The 15,887-nt window shown below is 69.8% G+C and carries 13 protein-coding genes; 9 read left to right on the top strand and 4 right to left on the bottom strand.

Translation table 11 applies throughout. The features are described from left to right. Positions 1–52: 52 nt before the first annotated feature. Both xoxF and ALA01S_RS01915 read right to left on the bottom strand, forming a co-directional pair. Positions 53–1,843, bottom strand: coding sequence for a PQQ-dependent ethylene glycol dehydrogenase XoxF (gene xoxF / locus ALA01S_RS01920; protein ID WP_066331282.1), 1,791 nt, complete (start codon positions 1,841–1,843; stop codon positions 53–55). Positions 1,844–2,035: 192 nt separating this feature from the next. Continuing rightward, a complete protein-coding gene (locus tag ALA01S_RS01915; RefSeq protein ID WP_066331280.1) occupies positions 2,036–2,980 on the bottom strand; it encodes a LysR substrate-binding domain-containing protein in 945 nt (314 codons plus the stop codon). Between the two features lie 148 nt (positions 2,981–3,128). On the opposite strand from ALA01S_RS01915, the gene ALA01S_RS01910 reads away from it, so the two are divergent. The 9 genes from ALA01S_RS01910 (at position 3,129) to fba (ending at position 13,360) form a co-directional block, all read left to right on the top strand. Further along, positions 3,129–4,586 carry a form I ribulose bisphosphate carboxylase large subunit gene (locus tag ALA01S_RS01910; protein ID WP_307189664.1) on the top strand — a complete coding sequence of 486 codons (1,458 nt, stop codon included), beginning with the start codon at positions 3,129–3,131 and terminating at the stop codon, positions 4,584–4,586. A gap of 23 nt (positions 4,587–4,609) precedes the next feature. Continuing rightward, positions 4,610–5,032 carry a ribulose bisphosphate carboxylase small subunit gene (locus ALA01S_RS01905; protein ID WP_066331267.1) on the top strand — a complete coding sequence of 141 codons (423 nt, stop codon included), beginning with the start codon at positions 4,610–4,612 and terminating at the stop codon, positions 5,030–5,032. 14 nt (positions 5,033–5,046) lie between these two features. Beyond that, positions 5,047–5,991 (top strand): CbbX protein, encoded by a 945-nt coding sequence (gene cbbX / locus ALA01S_RS01900; protein ID WP_084267139.1) that lies wholly within the window; start codon positions 5,047–5,049, stop codon positions 5,989–5,991. A gap of 49 nt (positions 5,992–6,040) precedes the next feature. Continuing rightward, positions 6,041–6,835 carry an HAD-IA family hydrolase gene (locus tag ALA01S_RS01895; RefSeq protein WP_373862970.1) on the top strand — a complete coding sequence of 265 codons (795 nt, stop codon included), beginning with the start codon at positions 6,041–6,043 and terminating at the stop codon, positions 6,833–6,835. Next, a complete protein-coding gene (locus ALA01S_RS01890; protein ID WP_066331264.1) occupies positions 6,835–7,509 on the top strand; it encodes an HAD family hydrolase in 675 nt (224 codons plus the stop codon). The genes ALA01S_RS01895 and ALA01S_RS01890 overlap by 1 nt, the downstream gene beginning before the upstream one ends. Before the next feature lie 63 nt (positions 7,510–7,572). Beyond that, positions 7,573–8,613: a class 1 fructose-bisphosphatase gene (locus ALA01S_RS01885; protein WP_066331261.1), complete on the top strand. Its 1,041-nt coding sequence runs from the start codon at positions 7,573–7,575 to the stop codon at positions 8,611–8,613. A 179-nt stretch (positions 8,614–8,792) separates the two neighbouring features. Further along, positions 8,793–9,671, top strand: coding sequence for a phosphoribulokinase (locus ALA01S_RS01880; protein WP_066331259.1), 879 nt, complete (start codon positions 8,793–8,795; stop codon positions 9,669–9,671). A gap of 297 nt (positions 9,672–9,968) precedes the next feature. Further along, a complete protein-coding gene (gene tkt / locus ALA01S_RS01875) occupies positions 9,969–11,963 on the top strand; it encodes a transketolase (RefSeq protein ID WP_066331256.1) in 1,995 nt (664 codons plus the stop codon). Positions 11,964–12,340: 377 nt separating this feature from the next. Continuing rightward, positions 12,341–13,360 carry a class II fructose-bisphosphate aldolase gene (gene fba / locus ALA01S_RS01870; protein WP_066331252.1) on the top strand — a complete coding sequence of 340 codons (1,020 nt, stop codon included), beginning with the start codon at positions 12,341–12,343 and terminating at the stop codon, positions 13,358–13,360. A gap of 13 nt (positions 13,361–13,373) precedes the next feature. On the opposite strand, the gene ALA01S_RS01865 is transcribed toward fba, so the two are convergent. Together ALA01S_RS01865 and ALA01S_RS33860 are read right to left on the bottom strand one after the other, a co-directional pair. After that, complete coding sequence (locus ALA01S_RS01865) at positions 13,374–15,068, bottom strand: ShlB/FhaC/HecB family hemolysin secretion/activation protein (RefSeq protein ID WP_066331250.1); 1,695 nt, start codon at positions 15,066–15,068, stop codon at positions 13,374–13,376. Positions 15,069–15,100: 32 nt separating this feature from the next. Next, positions 15,101–15,887 (bottom strand): YDG domain-containing protein (locus ALA01S_RS33860; protein ID WP_169805832.1); only part of this gene is annotated, 787 nt, incomplete at its 5' end.

The following is a 15,887-nucleotide window of genomic DNA, read 5'->3' as shown; positions in this document are numbered from 1 at the left end:
CCCCTCTGTGGGCCGGCCCCCGCGGGCCGGCCGGATCAACGCGGGCTCAGGCTCAGTTGGGCAGGGCGAACACCGTCAGCGAGCCGCCCAGCTCGGTGTACTGGTTGAGCTCGCGGTAGCCGCCCACGGCGCCCAAGCCGTCGTTGTCCTTCTCCAGGCCCGCGGCCATGCCGATGCCGGCCCAGCCGCCGATGCCGGAGAAGACGCCCATGTACTGCTTGCCCTTGTGCTCGTAGGTGAACACGTTTCCGATGATCCCGGAGGGCGTCTTGAACTTGAACAGCTCCTTGTTGATGTCCTTGGCGTCCACGCACTTGAGGTAGCCCTCCAGCGTGCCGAAGCAGCTCAGGCCGCCGGCCGTGTTGAGCGCGCCGCTCCACACCGAGAACTTCTCGGCCTTGGTCTGGACGATCTTGCCCGTGCCGGCGTCCCAGGCGATGTAGTTGCCCATGCCGCCGTGGCTGCCCGGGGCGGGGTACATGGACAGCGTGGCGCCCACGTAGGGCTGGCCGGCGGTGTACTCGACCTTGAAGGGCTCGTAGTCCATGCACACGTGGTTGGTGGGCACGTAGAAGAGCTTGGTGTTGGGGTCGAAGGAGGCCGGCTGCTGGTCCTTGGTGCCCAGCGCGGCGGGGCAGATGCCCTTGGTGTTGACGTCAGGCCCGTTCTGCGCGGTGGAGAACTGCTTGACCACCTGCGGGCGGCCCGTGCGCATGTCCACGTGCGTGGCCCAGTTCACCTTGGGGTCGTACTTCTCGGCCACCAGCAGCGCGCCGGAGACGCGGTCCATGGTGTAGGCGAAGCCGTTGCGGTCGAAGTGCACCAGCGCCTTGGTCTGCTTGCCCTTGACCGGGATGTCGGCCAGGATCATCTCGTTGATGCCGTCGAAGTCCCACTCGTCGTAGGGCGTCATCTGGTAGGCCCACTTGGCCACGCCCGTGTCCACGTCACGCGCGAAGATGGTCATGGACCACTTGTTGTCGCCCGGGCGCTGCGCGGGGTTCCAGGTGGAGGGGTTGCCGGTGCCGTAGTACATCAGGTTGGTGCCCTTGTCGTAGCTGTACCAACCCCAGGTGGTGCCGCCGCCGGTCTTCCACTGGTCGCCCTGCCAGGTCTTGAGGGAGGAGTCCTTGCCCACGGGCTTCAAGCCACCGTCGGCCCAGGTCATGGTCTTGTCGGGGTCCATCAGCATCTCGGCGTCGGGGCCGACGCTGTAGGCCTTCCAGACCTGGCGCCCGGTGTTGATGTCGTAGGCCGCCAGGAAGCCGCGCACGCCCCATTCGCCGCCGGAGATGCCGGTGATGACCTTGTCCTTGAACACGTGCGGGGCGTTGGTGTTGACGGCGCCGAGCTTGGGGTCGCCGTTCTTCACGCTCCACACCACCTTGCCGTCGGCCGCGTTGAGCGCCACCAGCGTGGAGTCGGCCTGCTGCAGGAAGACCTTGCCCTCGGCGTAGGCCAGGCCGCGGTTGACGGTGTCGCAGCACATCTGCGCGACCACGGCCGTGTCCTGCTTGGGCTCGTACTTCCACTTGATCTTCTGCGTCTCCAGGTCGATGGCGAAGACCTTGTTGGGGAAGGGCGAGTGCAGGTACATGGTGCCGTCGATCACCAGCGGCGAGCCCTCGTGGCCGCGCAGCACGCCGGTGGAGAAGGTCCAGGCCACCTGCATCTTGCCGACGTTGCCGGTGTTGATCTGCTTGAGCTGGCTGTAGCGCTGGTTGTACATGTCGCCCGCCTGCATCGCCCAGTTCTTGGGGTTGGCGATGTTCTTCTCCACGTCGGCGTTGGCCAGCGCCACGGCGGGTACGGCGAGCAGCAAGCCGCCGAAGGTGTGTGCCATCAACGCGATCGAAGGCTTCAGTCTCAAGGTCATTTCTCGTCTCCTGGTGATATGTCAGTGGGACCACCGTGGCGTCCATGACGGGCTCCCAGGAGCGCTTTGTAGTGAGCCGCCCGTGGCGCCACCACTAGGTGCAGACCCTGCGGGTTCAGCCAAAATTGAACAGTGGCGCGCGGGCCGCGCGTCAGCGCGTTACAGCACCGGGTGCGGCAGGCGTTCGAGCTGCGCACGCACCAGCGCCTGCCCCTGCTCGCAGAGGAAGCGTTCGAAGGCCGCGGCCACCTGCGGCAGCTGGCGCGCGGCCAGGTGCATGACGTGCCAATCGCGCTCGATGGGGTTGCCCGGCAGGGGCAGCAGCGCCAGCAGCCCGGCCTGCATCTCCAGCACGCAGGTGTGCAGCGACAGGAAGGCCACGCCCAGGCCCGCGGCGCACATCTGCTTGATGGCCTCGTTGCTGGACATTTCCGAGCCCAGGCGCAGCGGCAGGCCGGCCTCGCGGAACAGCGTTTCCACCGTGGCGCGCGTGCCTGAGCCGCGTTCTCGCACCAGAAGATCGGCATCGAGCAAGTGCGCCAATTTGAGACCGGTTTCACGCATCAGCGCATGCTGCGGTGCAGCGAGGAAGGCCATGGGGTGTCGCGCAAATGCCGCGGACACCGTCTTCAGCTCGGCCGGGGGGCGTCCCATGATGACCAGGTCCACCTCCTGGCCGGCGAGCATGCGCACGATCTGGTCGCGGTTGCCCACCTGCAGCTTCACCTTGACGCGCGGGTGGGCGTTGGCGAAAGCCACCAGCAGCGGCGGCAGCAGGTACTCGGCGGTTGTGACAGCACCCACCCGCAGCGTTCCCGAAAAGTCTCCGTGCTGCGCGGCCATCTCGTCGCCGGCCTCGCGCCAGAGCTCTAGGATGCGCCCCGCGTAGCCCGCCAGCAGCGTGCCGGCCTCGGTCAGCCGTATGCCGCGCCCGGTGCGCTGCAGCAGCGGCGCGCCGGCGGCCTCTTCCAGCGCGGCGATCTGTATGGACACCGCCGGCTGCGTCAGGTGCAGCTCCGCCGCGGCGGCCGAAACACTGCCCAGGCGCGCCACGGCGTGCAAGGCGGCAAGTTGCTTGAAGGTGGCATGGCGCAGCGCTGACATGCGCCTGATATTAGCCAAAGCTGATATCAACTTAAAAACAATTAACTTTTCCTGATTCCAAGCCCTCCCTAGAGTCCAGCCCATGCCGATGCAAACCGGTGTCGGACAACCAGCCAAGTACTACGAAGGAGCAAGGTCCATGGGCGAGATGAACGAACTCAAGCAGATCGTGGACGCCACCAAGCGCTACGCGGCCGGCGTGCTCAAGTACGCGCAGATGGGCTACTGGAACCCGGACTACGAGCCCAAGGAGACGGACATCCTGGCGCTGTTCCGCATCACGCCGCAGGAGGGCGTGGACCCAGTGGAGGCCGGCGCCGCCGTGGCCGGCGAGTCGTCCACCGCCACCTGGACCGTGGTCTGGACCGACCGCCTCACCGCCTGCGACATGTACCGCGCCAAGTGCTACCGCGTGGAGCCCGTGCCGGGCCAGCCGGGCCAGTATTTCTGCTGGGTGGCCTACGACCTGAGCCTGTTCGAGGAAGGCTCCATCACCAACGTGGCGGCCTCCATCATCGGCAACGTCTTCAGCTTCAAGCCGCTGAAGGCGGCGCGGCTGGAGGACATGAAGTTCCCCGTGGCCTACGTGAAGACCTTCAGCGGCCCGCCCACCGGCGTGATCGTGGAGCGCGAGCGGCTGGACAAGTACGGCCGCCCGCTGCTGGGGGCGACCACCAAACCCAAGCTGGGCCTGTCCGGGCGCAACTACGGCCGCGTGGTCTACGAAGGGCTCAAGGGCGGCCTGGACTTCATGAAGGACGACGAGAACATCAACTCGCAGCCCTTCATGCACTGGCGCGACCGCTTCCTGTTCGTGATGGACGCCGTCAACAAGGCCAGCGCCGCCACGGGCGAGGTCAAGGGCAGCTACCTCAACGTCACGGCCGGGACGATGGAGGAGATGTACCGCCGCGCCGAGTTCGCCAAGGAGCTGGGCTCGGTCATCGTGATGGTGGACCTGGTGGTGGGCTACACGGCCATCCAGTCCTTGAGCCACTGGTGCCGGCAGCACGACATGATCCTGCACCTGCACCGCGCGGGCCACGGCACCTACACGCGGCAGAAGAGCCACGGCGTCTCTTTCCGCGTCATCGCCAAGTGGATGCGCATGGCGGGCGTGGACCACATCCACGCCGGCACGGCGGTGGGCAAGCTCGAAGGTGACCCGCTGACGGTACAGGGCTATTACAACGTGTGCCGGGACACGCACACCGTGCCGGACCTGCCGCGCGGCATCTTCTTCGAGCAGGACTGGGGCGCGCTGCGCAAGGTCATGCCCGTGGCCTCCGGCGGCATCCACGCCGGGCAGATGCACCAGCTCATCGACCTCTTCGGCGACGACGTGGTGCTGCAGTTCGGCGGCGGCACGATAGGCCACCCGCAGGGCATCCAGGCCGGCGCCACGGCCAACCGCGTCGCGCTGGAAGCCATGGTGCTGGCGCGCAACGAGGGCCGCAACATCAAGGAAGAAGGCCCGGACATCCTGCGCGCTGCCGCCAAGTGGTGCACGCCGCTGCAGGCCGCGCTCGATACCTGGGGCGATATCAGCTTCAACTACACGCCCACCGACACCTCGGACTTCGTCCCCACCCCCTCGGTGGCCTGACCCGATCGCAACCGGAGCCTCACATGCGTCTGACCCAAGGCACCTTCTCCTTCCTGCCGGACCTCACGGACGAGCAGATCCTCAAGCAGGTCGAATACGCCCTCGACAAGGGCTGGGCCGTCGGCATCGAGTACACCGACGACCCGCACCCGCGCAACACCTTCTGGGAAATGCACGGCAACCCCATGTTCGACCTGCAGGACCCCGCCGGCGTGCTCATGGAGATCAAGGACTGCCGCAAGGCCTTCCCCCACCACTACATCCGCGTGACGGCCTTCGACTCCACGCACGGCACGGAGTCGGTGGTGCTGTCCTTCATCGTCAACCGTCCGCAGGACGAGCCGGGCTTCCGCCTGGTGCGCTCCGAGGGGCCGGGGCGCCAGGTGCACTACCGCATCGAGGGCTACGCGGCGCAGGCGCGGCCCGAAGGCGCGCGCTACGGCTGATGCAGGAGGCCGCCATGCAAGCCGACGTGCTCGACGCTTCCCAGGCCGTGGCGGCCTCGTCCGCCGCCACGGCGGTTCCCACGGCCCCGATTGAGAGCCCGCGCCAGCTCTTCGAGAGCAGCGGCGTCAAGGCGGTGCTGGCGCAGCTCGACGCCGAGCTGGTGGGCCTGGCCCCGGTGAAGGGCCGCATCCACGACATCGCCGCGCTGCTGCTGGTGGACAAGCTGCGCGCCCAACAGGGCTTCAGTTCCCAGCCCCCCTCGCTGCACATGTGCTTCACCGGCAACCCGGGCACGGGCAAGACCACGGTGGCGCTGCGCATGGCCGAGGTGCTCAAGCAGCTGGGCTACGTGCGCAAGGGGCACCTCGTGGCCGTCACGCGCGACGACCTGGTGGGCCAGTTCATCGGCCACACCGCGCCCAAGACGCGCGAGGTGCTCAAGAAGGCCATGGGCGGTGTGCTCTTCATCGACGAGGCCTACTACCTCTACCGCCCGGAGAACGAGCGCGACTACGGCCAGGAGGCCATCGAGATCCTGCTGCAGGTGATGGAGAACCAGCGCGAGGACATCGTGGTGATCCTGGCCGGCTACAAGGACCGCATGCAGACCTTCTTCGGCTCCAACCCGGGGATGGCCTCGCGCATCGCGCACCACATCGATTTCCCCGACTACACCGAGCCGGAGCTGCTGCGCATCGCGCAGCTCATGCTGGAGAAGCTGCACTACCGCTTCGACGACGGGGCGCTGCAGGCCTTCGCGCGCTACATCGCGCTGCGCCGCGCGCAGCCGCACTTCGCCAACGCGCGCTCCGTGCGCAACGCGCTGGACCGCATGCGGCTGCGCCATGCCACGCGGCTGTTCGACAGCGACGTGCCGCTGCAGCCGGAGCAGCTCGTGACGCTGCAGGCCGCCGACGTCACGGCCAGCCGCGTGTTTGCCGCGCGCCACGCGGCCTGAAACCTGCATCGCCCCCCAACGGCACCACCGCAAGGACCTGCCCGTGAGCATCACCACCCTGATCTTCGACGTGGACGGCACGCTGGCCGACACCGAGGAGCTGCATCGCCAGGCGTTCAACGCCGCCTTCGCCGACGCCGGCCTGCGCTGGGACTGGAGCCGGACGCTCTACCGCGAGTTGCTGCACGTGACCGGCGGCAAGGAGCGCATGGCGCACCACGCCGCCTCGCTGGACCTGGGCGAGGTCGACCGCCGCGCGTTGCAGGCCCACATCCCGGCGCTGCACGCGGCCAAGACGCGGCACTACGCGGCCATGGTGACGGGCGGCCGGTTGAAGCTGCGCCCCGGCGTGGCGCGGCTGTTGCGCGAGGCGCACGAGGCCGGCATGCACCTGGCCATCGCCAGCACCACCAGCCCGGCCAACGTGGAGGCACTGCTCACCGCCACGCTGGGGCCGCAGGGCCCGGGCCTGTTCGGCGTCATCGCCTGCGGCGACCTGGTGGCGAGCAAGAAGCCCGCGCCGGACGTGTACGAGCTGGTCCTTCGCACCCTGGGCGCGGACGCCGAGGAGGCCATCGCGTTTGAGGACTCGGCCCACGGCCTGCGCGCCGCGCGCGGCGCCGGGCTGTGGACCGTGGTCACCCCCACCTGGTGGAGCGAGGCGGAGGATTTCACCGGCGCCGATCTGCTGCTGCCGCACTTGGGCGACCCCGGTGAGCCGCTGGCCGGCGAGCCCGGCGCCCGCTTGCCGGACGCGCCCTGGCTCACGCTGCAGGGCCTGGAGCAGTTGCGCCACCCGCCGGCCGCCTGCGCGGTGCGGCAGCTCTACCAGGGCGCGGCGTGATGCGTGCCGACGCCATCGCGCTGGACCTGGACGGCACGCTGGTGGACAGCGCGCCGGACATCGCCGCCGCGCTTGCCCACGCGTTGCGCCGCGAGCACCTGGACGCCGGCTTCGAGCTGCGCACCGTGCGCGGCTGGGTGGGCGACGGGCCGGACGCGCTCATCCGCCGTGCCCTGGGCGCGCGCGGGGTGAGCGACCCGCACCCCACGCTGCTGCAGCGGCTGCGCCGCCACTTCGACGAGGCCACGCTGGCCGCGCCGCTGGCGCACGGCCACGCCTACGAAGGGGTGGAGGCCACGCTGCGCCAGCTCTCGCGCCGCATGCCGCTGGCCGTGGTGACCAACAAGCCCACGCCGCTGGCGCGCGCGGTGCTGGACGCGGCCGGCCTGCTGCCCTGGTGCACGGTGGTGCTGGGGGCGGACAGCCCCGAGCAGCGCAAGCCCGCGCCCACGCTGCTGCTGACGGCCGCCCAATGGTTCGGCGTGATGCCCTCGCGGCTGCTCATGGTGGGCGACGGCCCGGCCGACCTGGGTGCCGCCGCCGCGGCGGGCTGCGCCGCCGCGCTGGTGGCGTGGGGCTACGGCGGCGTGGCCGACCCCGGGCCGGCGGTGTGGCGGCTGCGCGCGCCGCAGCAGTTGCTGGCGCTGCTGCCGCCGCAGGCCGTGAGCGGCTGAAGCGCCCACCCTCCCGTTCGGCTCAAGAAAACCATCTCAAAACAAACTTCAGGAGACCTCCCCATGCTGATAGAAGGCCGCAGCAACCTCACGCAGTTCCTCATCGAGGAACGCCGGCGCCACCCGCGCGCCACGGGCGAGCTCAACGCGCTGGTGACCGACGTGTCGCTGGCCTGCAAGGCCATCGCCGCGCGCGTGGCCCGCGGCGCGCTGGGCCAGGACGCCGAGCGCGAGCCCACCCTGCAGTTCGCCCGCGACGCCTTCACCCGCGCGTGCGAATGGGGCGGCAACCTGGCGGGCTACTCGGCCTGCGGCGAGGCGCCGGCCACGCCCATTCCCGAGCCCTATCCGCGCGGCAAGTACCTGCTGCTGTTCGAGGCGCTGGACGGCGCGGGCAACCTGGACATCAACCACGGCGTGGGCAGCCTGTTCTCGGTGCTGCGCGCGCCGCAGGCCGGCGCCCCGCCGGGCGACACGGACTGGCTGCAGCCCGGCAGCAGCCAGGTGTGCGCGGGCTACGCGCTCTATGGCCCGGCCACCATGCTGGTGCTGAGCTTTGGCAACGGCACGCACGGCTTCACGCTGGACCCGCAGCTGGGCGAATGGATGCTCAGCCATCCCAACCTGCAGGTGCCGCGGCGCACGCGGGAGTTCGCCATCAACGCCTCGCACAGCCGCTTCTGGGAGCCGGCCGTCAAGCGCTACGTGGACGAGTGCCTGGCCGGCAGCGGCGGCGTGCGCGGGGCGGACTTCTCCATGCGCTGGATCGCCTCGCTGGTGGCGGAGACGCACCGCATCCTGCTGCGCGGCGGCGTGTTCCTGTGCCCGCGCGACGGCACGGACCCGCAGCGCGCCGGGCGGCTGCAACTGCTGCACCAGGCCAACCCGGTGGGCATGCTCATCGAGCAGGCCGGCGGTTGCGCCAGCACCGGGCGGCACCGCGTGCTCACGCTGGAGCCCGAGGCCCTGCAGCAGCGCGTCGGCTTCATCTTCGGCTCGGCCGACGAGGTGGAGCGCATCGAGCGCTACCACGAGGAACAACTGCTGGACGGGGGCTACAGATCGCCGCTGTTCGGCCAGCGCGGGTTGTTCGCGCCGGTCTGACAGGTGCCTCGCCGTGAGCTTGTAGGAGGCCCGCTTGCGGGCCGAATTGCAGCCAAGCGACGGTTCGGCCCGCAAGCGGGCCTCCTACGGATTCGCGCCGCACCCAGTCCAACCGCCAGCCGCCCCTTCGCGCCCAAACACGAATCCACCGAATTGACGATCCACAGGAGCCTGCCGCCATGTCCGTGAAACATCCCATCGTCGCCATCACCGGCTCCTCAGGCGCCGGCACCACCTCGGTGACGCGCACCTTTGAAACCATCTTCCGCCGCGAGGGCGTGCGCGCCGCCATCGTCGAGGGCGACAGCTTCCACCGCTTCGACCGCACCGAGATGAAGAAGAAGATGGCCGAGGCCGAGTCCAATGGCAAGCCGCACTTCAGCCACTTCGGCACCGACGCCAACCTCTTCTCCGAGCTGGAAAACCTCTTCCGCCACTACGCCGAAACCGGCACCGGCCAAGCGCGCAAGTACCTGCACGACGACGCGGAGGCCGCGCCCTTCAAGCAGCCGCCGGGCACCTTCACGCCCTGGGCGCCGCTGCCGGAATCGGAGCTGCTGTTCTACGAAGGCCTGCATGGCGGCGTGAAGACGGACGAGCACGACGTCGCCCGCTACCCCGACCTGCTCATTGGCGTGGTGCCGGTGATCAACCTGGAGTGGATCCAGAAGATCCACCGCGACAAGGCCACGCGCGGCTACTCGACGGAAGCGGTGACGGACGTGATCCTGCGCCGCATGCACGAGTACGTGCACTACATCTGCCCGCAGTTCACGCGCACGCACATCAACTTCCAGCGCGTGCCGGTGGTCGACACGTCCGACCCCTTCATCGCCCGCACCATCCCCACGCCGGACGAGAGCCTGGTGGTGATCCGCTTCGCCAATCCCAAGGGCATCGACTTTCCCTACCTGCTGAGCATGCTGCACGACTCCTGGATGTCGCGCGCCAACACCCTGGTGGTGCCCGGCGGCAAGATGGACCTGGCCATGCAGCTGATCTTCACGCCCATGATCCTGCGGCTCATGGAGCGCCGCCGGCAGGCCATGGTGGCGTAGGCAACGGGCGCCGCCACACAACCGCTTTACGTCGTCATGCCCGCGCGACCAGGCCGTCTGGGGAGGCCTGGCCGCACGGTGCAGCCGGGGAACTGACAGGTCCGGCATCGCGTGTGGGTCCCTGCCTGGGAAGGCGGGCAGGGCTCTCGGGTCAGCGCGATGCAGGGGACGCCATTTGCGAATGGCCTCGGATGCCGGGGCCGCGCGCCGCCCATGCAGGCTGCACCGTCCAAGCGGGCATGACGACCTTTTATTCCGCTCACCACGATTCCTTTGAACAGCCAGGAAGGAGACGCCATGCCCACCGATTCCCAGCGCCGCCGCTGCGCCAACGCCTTGCGCGTGCTTGCCATGGACGCCGTGCAGGCGGCCAATTCCGGCCATCCCGGCATGCCCATGGGCATGGCCGACATCGCGGAGGCGCTGTGGCGCCACCACTTGAAGCACGACCCGGCCGATCCGGCCTGGGCCGACCGCGACCGCTTCGTGCTCTCCAACGGCCACGGCTCCATGCTGCTGTACGCGCTGCTGCACCTGAGCGGCTACGCGCTGCCCATGCGCGAGCTTCAGAACTTCCGCCAGCTCGGCTCGCTCACGCCCGGCCACCCGGAGGTCGGCCTGACCCCGGGCGTGGAAACCACCACCGGCCCGCTGGGCCAAGGTTTGACCAACGCGGTGGGCATGGCGCTGGCCGAAAAACTGCTGGCGCGCGAGTTCAACCGCCCGGGGCACGAGATCGTGGACCACCGCACCTGGGTGTTCCTGGGCGACGGCTGCCTGATGGAGGGCATCAGCCACGAGGCCTGCTCCCTGGCCGGCACCTGGGGCCTGAACAAGCTGGTGGCTTTCTACGACGACAACGGCATCTCCATAGACGGCAACGTGAAGGGCTGGTTCGGCGACGACACCCCCGCGCGTTTCGAGGCCTACGGCTGGACGGTGCTGCGCGACGTGGATGGCCACGACTTCGCCGCGCTGGACGCCGCCATCGCGCGGGCGCGCCAGTCCGACCGTCCCGTGCTGGTGTGCTGCCGCACGCGCATCGGCCAGGGCTCGCCCAACCGCGCCGGCACGGCCGACGTGCATGGCGCGCCGTTGGGCGACGCGGAGATCACGCTCACCCGCCAGGCGCTGGACTGGGACGCGCCGCCCTTTGAGATACCGGCCGAGGTGCGCCAGGCCTGGGACGCCGTGGAGCGCGGGGCGGCGCAACACCGGCAGTGGCAGCAGCGTTTCGATGCCTACGCGCAGGCCCACCCCGAGCTGGCGGCCGAGCTCCAGCGCCGCGTGCGCGGTGGCTTGCCGCAAGCGACGGTGGCCGCGCTGGCGCAGGCCGTGCGCGAGGCCGAGCAGCGCGGCGCCAAGGTCGCCACGCGCAAGGCTTCGCAGGACCTGCTCAACGCGGTGGCGCCCACCGCGCCGGAGCTGCTCGGCGGCTCGGCGGACCTGACGGGCTCCAACCTCACGGACTGGAAAGGCAGCGAACCGCTCACCGGCCGCGGCGTGGGCAACCACGTGCACTACGGCGTGCGCGAGTTCGGCATGGCGGCGGTGATGAACGGCGTGGCGCTGCACGGCGGCTACAGGCCCTTCGGCGGCACGTTCCTGACCTTCTCGGACTACTCGCGCAACGCGCTGCGCATGGCGGCGCTGATGCGGCTGCCCGTGGTGCACGTGTTCACGCACGACTCCATAGGCCTGGGCGAGGACGGCCCAACCCACCAGCCGGTGGAGCACGCGCACAGCCTGCGCCTGATCCCGGGCCTGGACGTGTGGCGCCCGGCCGACGCGACGGAAACCGCCGTGGCCTGGCAGGAGGCGCTGCTGCGCAGCGACGGGCCCAGCTGCCTGCTGCTGAGCCGCCAGGCGCTGCCGCATGCGGGCGACGGGGCGGATCGCACCGCCCTCATCGCCCGCGGCGCCTACGTGCTGCGCGAGGCGCGCGGCGCGCAGGTGGTGCTCATCGCCACGGGCTCCGAGGTGGGGCTGGCGCTGGCCGCCGCGCAGCGGCTGGCCGACGAGGGCATCTCCGCGCGCGTGGTGTCCGCGCCCTGCCTGGAGGCTTTCGAGCGGCAGGACGAGGCTTACAGGCGCAGCGTCATCCCGCGCGGCGTGCCGCGCCTGGCCATGGAGGCCGGCCGCAGTGGCCTGTGGTGGAAGTACGTGGGCGAGGACGGCGACGTGGTGGCGCTGGAGCGCTTCGGCGAATCGGCGCCCGCGCCGGCGCTGTACGAGCACTTCGGGTTCACGGCGCAGGCGGTGGCGCAGCGGGCGAAGAGGCTGGTGGCCTGAGCTGGTAGTAGCGGCGTGGCGTTGCTGGCTTGTCGCTGTCGGCCGACGCCAGCAACGCAGCCTTACTACCTCGTCATTCCCGCGAAGGCGGGAATCCAGGCGGTCCCACACCGGAGCGCAGAAGCAATGCAGGCCAGTTGCGGTTCTGGTCCTCGGTGCGCCATCACATGAGCTGACGGCCGACTTGGGGACCGCCTGGATTCCCGCCTTCGCGGGAATGACGAAGTAGAGGGCGCAACGCTGCCTCTTCGCGGATGCCGTAGGGCTTCGTTTTCGAGACACAGCAAAGCCTCGCCATCCGAGATGCCACAAGGCCTCACCTCTTTCGTGCTTCGAATCACCTTTCCCGTCCCGTTCAACCATTCAGGAGCCACACCATGCCCATGATCTCCCTGCGCCACCTGCTGGACCACGCCGCCGAGCACGGCTACGGCGTGCCGGCCTTCAACGTCAACAACCTGGAGCAGATACAGGCCATCATGCAGGCCGCCCGGCAGACGGACAGCCCGGTCATCCTGCAGGCCTCGGCGGGCGCGCGCAAATACGCCGGCGAGCCCTTCCTGCGCAAGATGGTGGAAGCCGCGGCCGAGATGTACCCGCAACTGCCCATCGTCCTGCACCAGGACCACGCGGCCAGCCCGGCCGTGTGCGTGCAGGCCATACGCTCCGGCTTCACCAGCGTGATGATGGACGGCTCGCTCATGCCGGACGCCAAGACGCCCGCGACCTACGACTACAACGTGGACGTGACGCGCCAGGTGGTGCGCATGGCGCAGGCGGTGGGCGTGTCGGTGGAGGGCGAGCTGGGCTGCCTGGGCTCGCTGGAGTCCGGCCAGGCCGGCGAGGAGGACGGCGTCGGCGCCGAAGGCACGCTGTCGCACGAGCAACTGCTCACCGACCCGGCCCAGGCCGCCGATTTCGTGGCCCAAACCGGCGTGGACGCGCTGGCCATCGCCATAGGCACCTCGCACGGTGCCTATAAATTCAGCCGGCAACCGACGGGCGACATCCTGGCGATCGAACGCATCAAGCAGATCCACGCCCGGCTGCCCAACACGCACCTGGTGATGCACGGCTCCTCCTCGGTGCCGCAGGCGTGGCTGGCCGTCATCCGCGAGCACGGCGGCGACATCCGCGAGACCTACGGCGTGCCGGTGGCCGAGATACAGGAGGGCATTCGCCACGGCGTGCGCAAGATCAACATAGACACCGACATACGCCTGGCCATGACGGGCGCCATGCGCCGCGCCATGGCGCAGCAGCGCAGCGAGTTCGACCCCCGCGCCTTCCTCAAGCAGGCCACGGCGGCGGCGCAGGCGCTTTGCGCCGAGCGCTTCGAAGCGTTCGGCTGCGCGGGGCAGGCCTCGCGCATCAGGGCCCTGCCGCTGGCGGCGTGAGCCCCGCCCGCGCTCAGAAGCGCCAGCCGGCCGTGACCCACAGCCGCGGGTTGTGATCCGGCGCGGTGATGGACGCTTCGCCGTCACGCCAGGCCACGCTGGTGCGCACGTAGGCGCCGTTGCTCCATTGCCCCGCCACGCCCACGCCCATGCCCCGCAAGGTCTGCTGGTTGCGGCCGGCCGCGTAGGGCGTCTTGCTGTAGTGCACGCCGCCAACGTCGTAGAAGACGCTGGCCTGCCATTGGGCGCTGAGCGGGCGGCGCAGCTCGATGCTGGCCAGCCAGCCCTCGTCGCCCACGCCTTCGCCTTGCGGGTAGGCCCGCACGCCGTAGGCGCCGCCCACGACGAACTTCTCCGACGAATCCAGGTTCTTGCTGGCCGTTTGGGCCGAGGCCGACACGGACAGCGTCACGTCGGACGTGACGGTCTGCAGCCGGCTCAGGCCCAGCTGCAGCTTGGAATAGCCGCCGCCAGCCTTGGGGCCCGCTTCATCCGACGCCCGCGCCGCCGGCGTCTGGATGTCCAGATGGCCCACCGTGCCGCCCACGCGCCAGGTGCTGTAGCCGCCGCCGGCCAGTGCATCGGCCCAATCGCCGTAAGCCTCGAAGTTGCCGGCCTGCGCCTGCTTGTCGGTCGTGGTGCCGGTGGAGCGCACCACGTCGTGCAGATCGCGGTACTCGATGGAGCCGCTCAGCCAGACGTTGCGGGTCAGGCCGCGCAACAGCGGCCACGCCGCGTAGGCCGTCACGCTGCGGGCCGAGCCGAAGGCATCCAGCCGTGCGAACTCGCGGCCCAGCTCGTAGCGGCTGTAGCTGGCCGCCACGCCGCCGCGCAGGCCGTTGTCGCTCAGGGGCAGGTCGTAGGCGGCCCGCCCGGAAAGGAGCTGTTCGTTGGTCACGGTGGCGCGCAGGTCCAGGCGGTCGCCGACGCCGCGCGGGTTGTTGAACATGACGTGCCCGTTGAGCCGCTGCGCGCCGGTGTAGCGGTTGCCGTGGTTGTCCAGTGACACGTCGCCTTCCACGGCCTTGCCCGGCTCCACCGAGATGACCATGTCGGACGTCCCCACCTGCTGGCCGGGCTTGAGGTTGCCGCTGACGTTGCCCACGCCGGGCAGGTCCGCCAGCAGCAGCAGCGTCCGGTCCATGGAGTCGGCCACGATGGGCTTGTGCAGCAGATCCTGGGACTGGACCACCGCGGCCATCACCGGCTCCTGCATGCCGGAGCGGTTGTCGAAGGAGAAGGTGTTGAGCGAGCTCTCCAGGACCGAGATGGTCACTGCGCCGTCAACCACCTGTTGGGCAGGCAAGTAGGCCCGCGCCACGATGAAGCCGCGCTCGCGGTAGAAGCGCGTGATGCGCTGTGCCGCCTGGCGCAACTCGCCCAGGCTCGCCTGCGTGCCTTCCAGCGGCGCCACGAGCGCGCGCACCTCGGCCTCGTCCAGGCTGCGCACGCCTTCGATGCGCAGGGTGCGTACCGCAAAGCGCTGGCCCTGGTCCGCGCTGGTGTCGGTGTCGGCCGGCACGGTCAAGGTGGCGCCGCCGCGCGGCACTTGCTCCACGGGCGGACGCAGGTCCCGCAGCACTTGCCCGGCGTCGGGCACCGGCTGCGCCGCCGCCGGCAGGGCCCACACCGCAGCGGCCAAGGCCGCGGCCAGCAGGGCGGGGCGCGAGCCGTGGCCCGCGGGGAAGAAGGGGAGTGAATGGCTCATGTCGCTGGAATTGATTGGATGCGGGTATGCGCTCACTGGGCGGCGTCCTTGTCCGAGCCCTGCACGCCTGCGGGCAGCCGGATACCGCCGTCGCCAACGCTGAAGGTCCGCCGCATCAGCAGGTTCTCGCGCGTGTTGTTGCTCACCACCGTGGCCTCGGCCTTGCGGGCCGTGCCTTGGCGCGGCTGGCTGGCATCCTCGCCTTCGGAAACGCCCTTCTCGGCGGAGGCCACGGTGGGCACCGCTTCCGCGGCGGGAGCGGGCGCAGGCGACGGCACGGCAGCCATCGTCGCGCCGGCGTTGATGGCGGCGATGTACGCCGGTGCCGTGGTGACGGCGTCACGCACCTCGCCAATCGCGCCGGAAACGGTTCCCGTGAACAGGCTGTAGTTGGCCAGCAGCGTCTGGTTGCCGGCCTGGTAGTCCGAGGCCTGCAGCGAAACGCTCACGCCCTTGTTCGTGCCCACGGTGGCGTCGTCGAAGCGGCCGATGGCGCGGGTGATGGCGATGGACTCGCCGGACACCACGCCCGTGAGGCTGTAGTTGGACGGCGTGAGCGCGGCGCCGGCATTGCCGTCTTCGGACTTGGCCACGCTGCCCTGCAGCGCCACCGTCAGCAGGCGCGGGGTGACGTCCGTGGTCGTGCTGGCCGCCGTGTTGATGCTGTAGTTGCCGCTGTCCGAGCCGCTGGCATGGATGTCGGTGACGTTGACCACCTTGCCCGCACCGGCGTTCTTGTCGGCCAGCGTTGCGGTACCGCTGAAGCTCACCTGGTCACCGGCGAGCACGCCGTTGCTGCCCAGGATGACGGCGGCCGCC

The sequence above is a fragment of the Azohydromonas lata NBRC 102462 genome, from assembly GCF_001571085.1.
GTDB classification, from domain to species: Bacteria; Pseudomonadota; Gammaproteobacteria; order Burkholderiales; family Burkholderiaceae_C; genus Azohydromonas; species Azohydromonas lata.
This window is presented reverse-complemented; position numbering and strand designations above follow the sequence as displayed.

Bases quoted from the DNA above. Each gene is read 5' to 3' on its own strand.
- ALA01S_RS01910 (WP_307189664.1), top strand. From the start codon at position 3,129: ATGAACGAACTCAAGCAGATCGTGGACGCCACCAAGCGCTACGCGGCC.
- fba (WP_066331252.1), top strand. From the start codon at position 12,341: ATGCCCATGATCTCCCTGCGCCACCTGCTGGACCACGCCGCCGAGCAC.
- ALA01S_RS01915 (WP_066331280.1), bottom strand. From the start codon at position 2,980: ATGTCAGCGCTGCGCCATGCCACCTTCAAGCAACTTGCCGCCTTGCAC.
- cbbX (WP_084267139.1), top strand. From the start codon at position 5,047: ATGCAAGCCGACGTGCTCGACGCTTCCCAGGCCGTGGCGGCCTCGTCC.
- ALA01S_RS01890 (WP_066331264.1), top strand. From the start codon at position 6,835: ATGCGTGCCGACGCCATCGCGCTGGACCTGGACGGCACGCTGGTGGAC.
- ALA01S_RS01905 (WP_066331267.1), top strand. From the start codon at position 4,610: ATGCGTCTGACCCAAGGCACCTTCTCCTTCCTGCCGGACCTCACGGAC.
- tkt (WP_066331256.1), top strand. From the start codon at position 9,969: ATGCCCACCGATTCCCAGCGCCGCCGCTGCGCCAACGCCTTGCGCGTG.
- ALA01S_RS01880 (WP_066331259.1), top strand. From the start codon at position 8,793: ATGTCCGTGAAACATCCCATCGTCGCCATCACCGGCTCCTCAGGCGCC.
- ALA01S_RS01865 (WP_066331250.1), bottom strand. From the start codon at position 15,068: ATGAGCCATTCACTCCCCTTCTTCCCCGCGGGCCACGGCTCGCGCCCC.
- xoxF (WP_066331282.1), bottom strand. From the start codon at position 1,843: ATGGCACACACCTTCGGCGGCTTGCTGCTCGCCGTACCCGCCGTGGCG.
- ALA01S_RS01885 (WP_066331261.1), top strand. From the start codon at position 7,573: ATGCTGATAGAAGGCCGCAGCAACCTCACGCAGTTCCTCATCGAGGAA.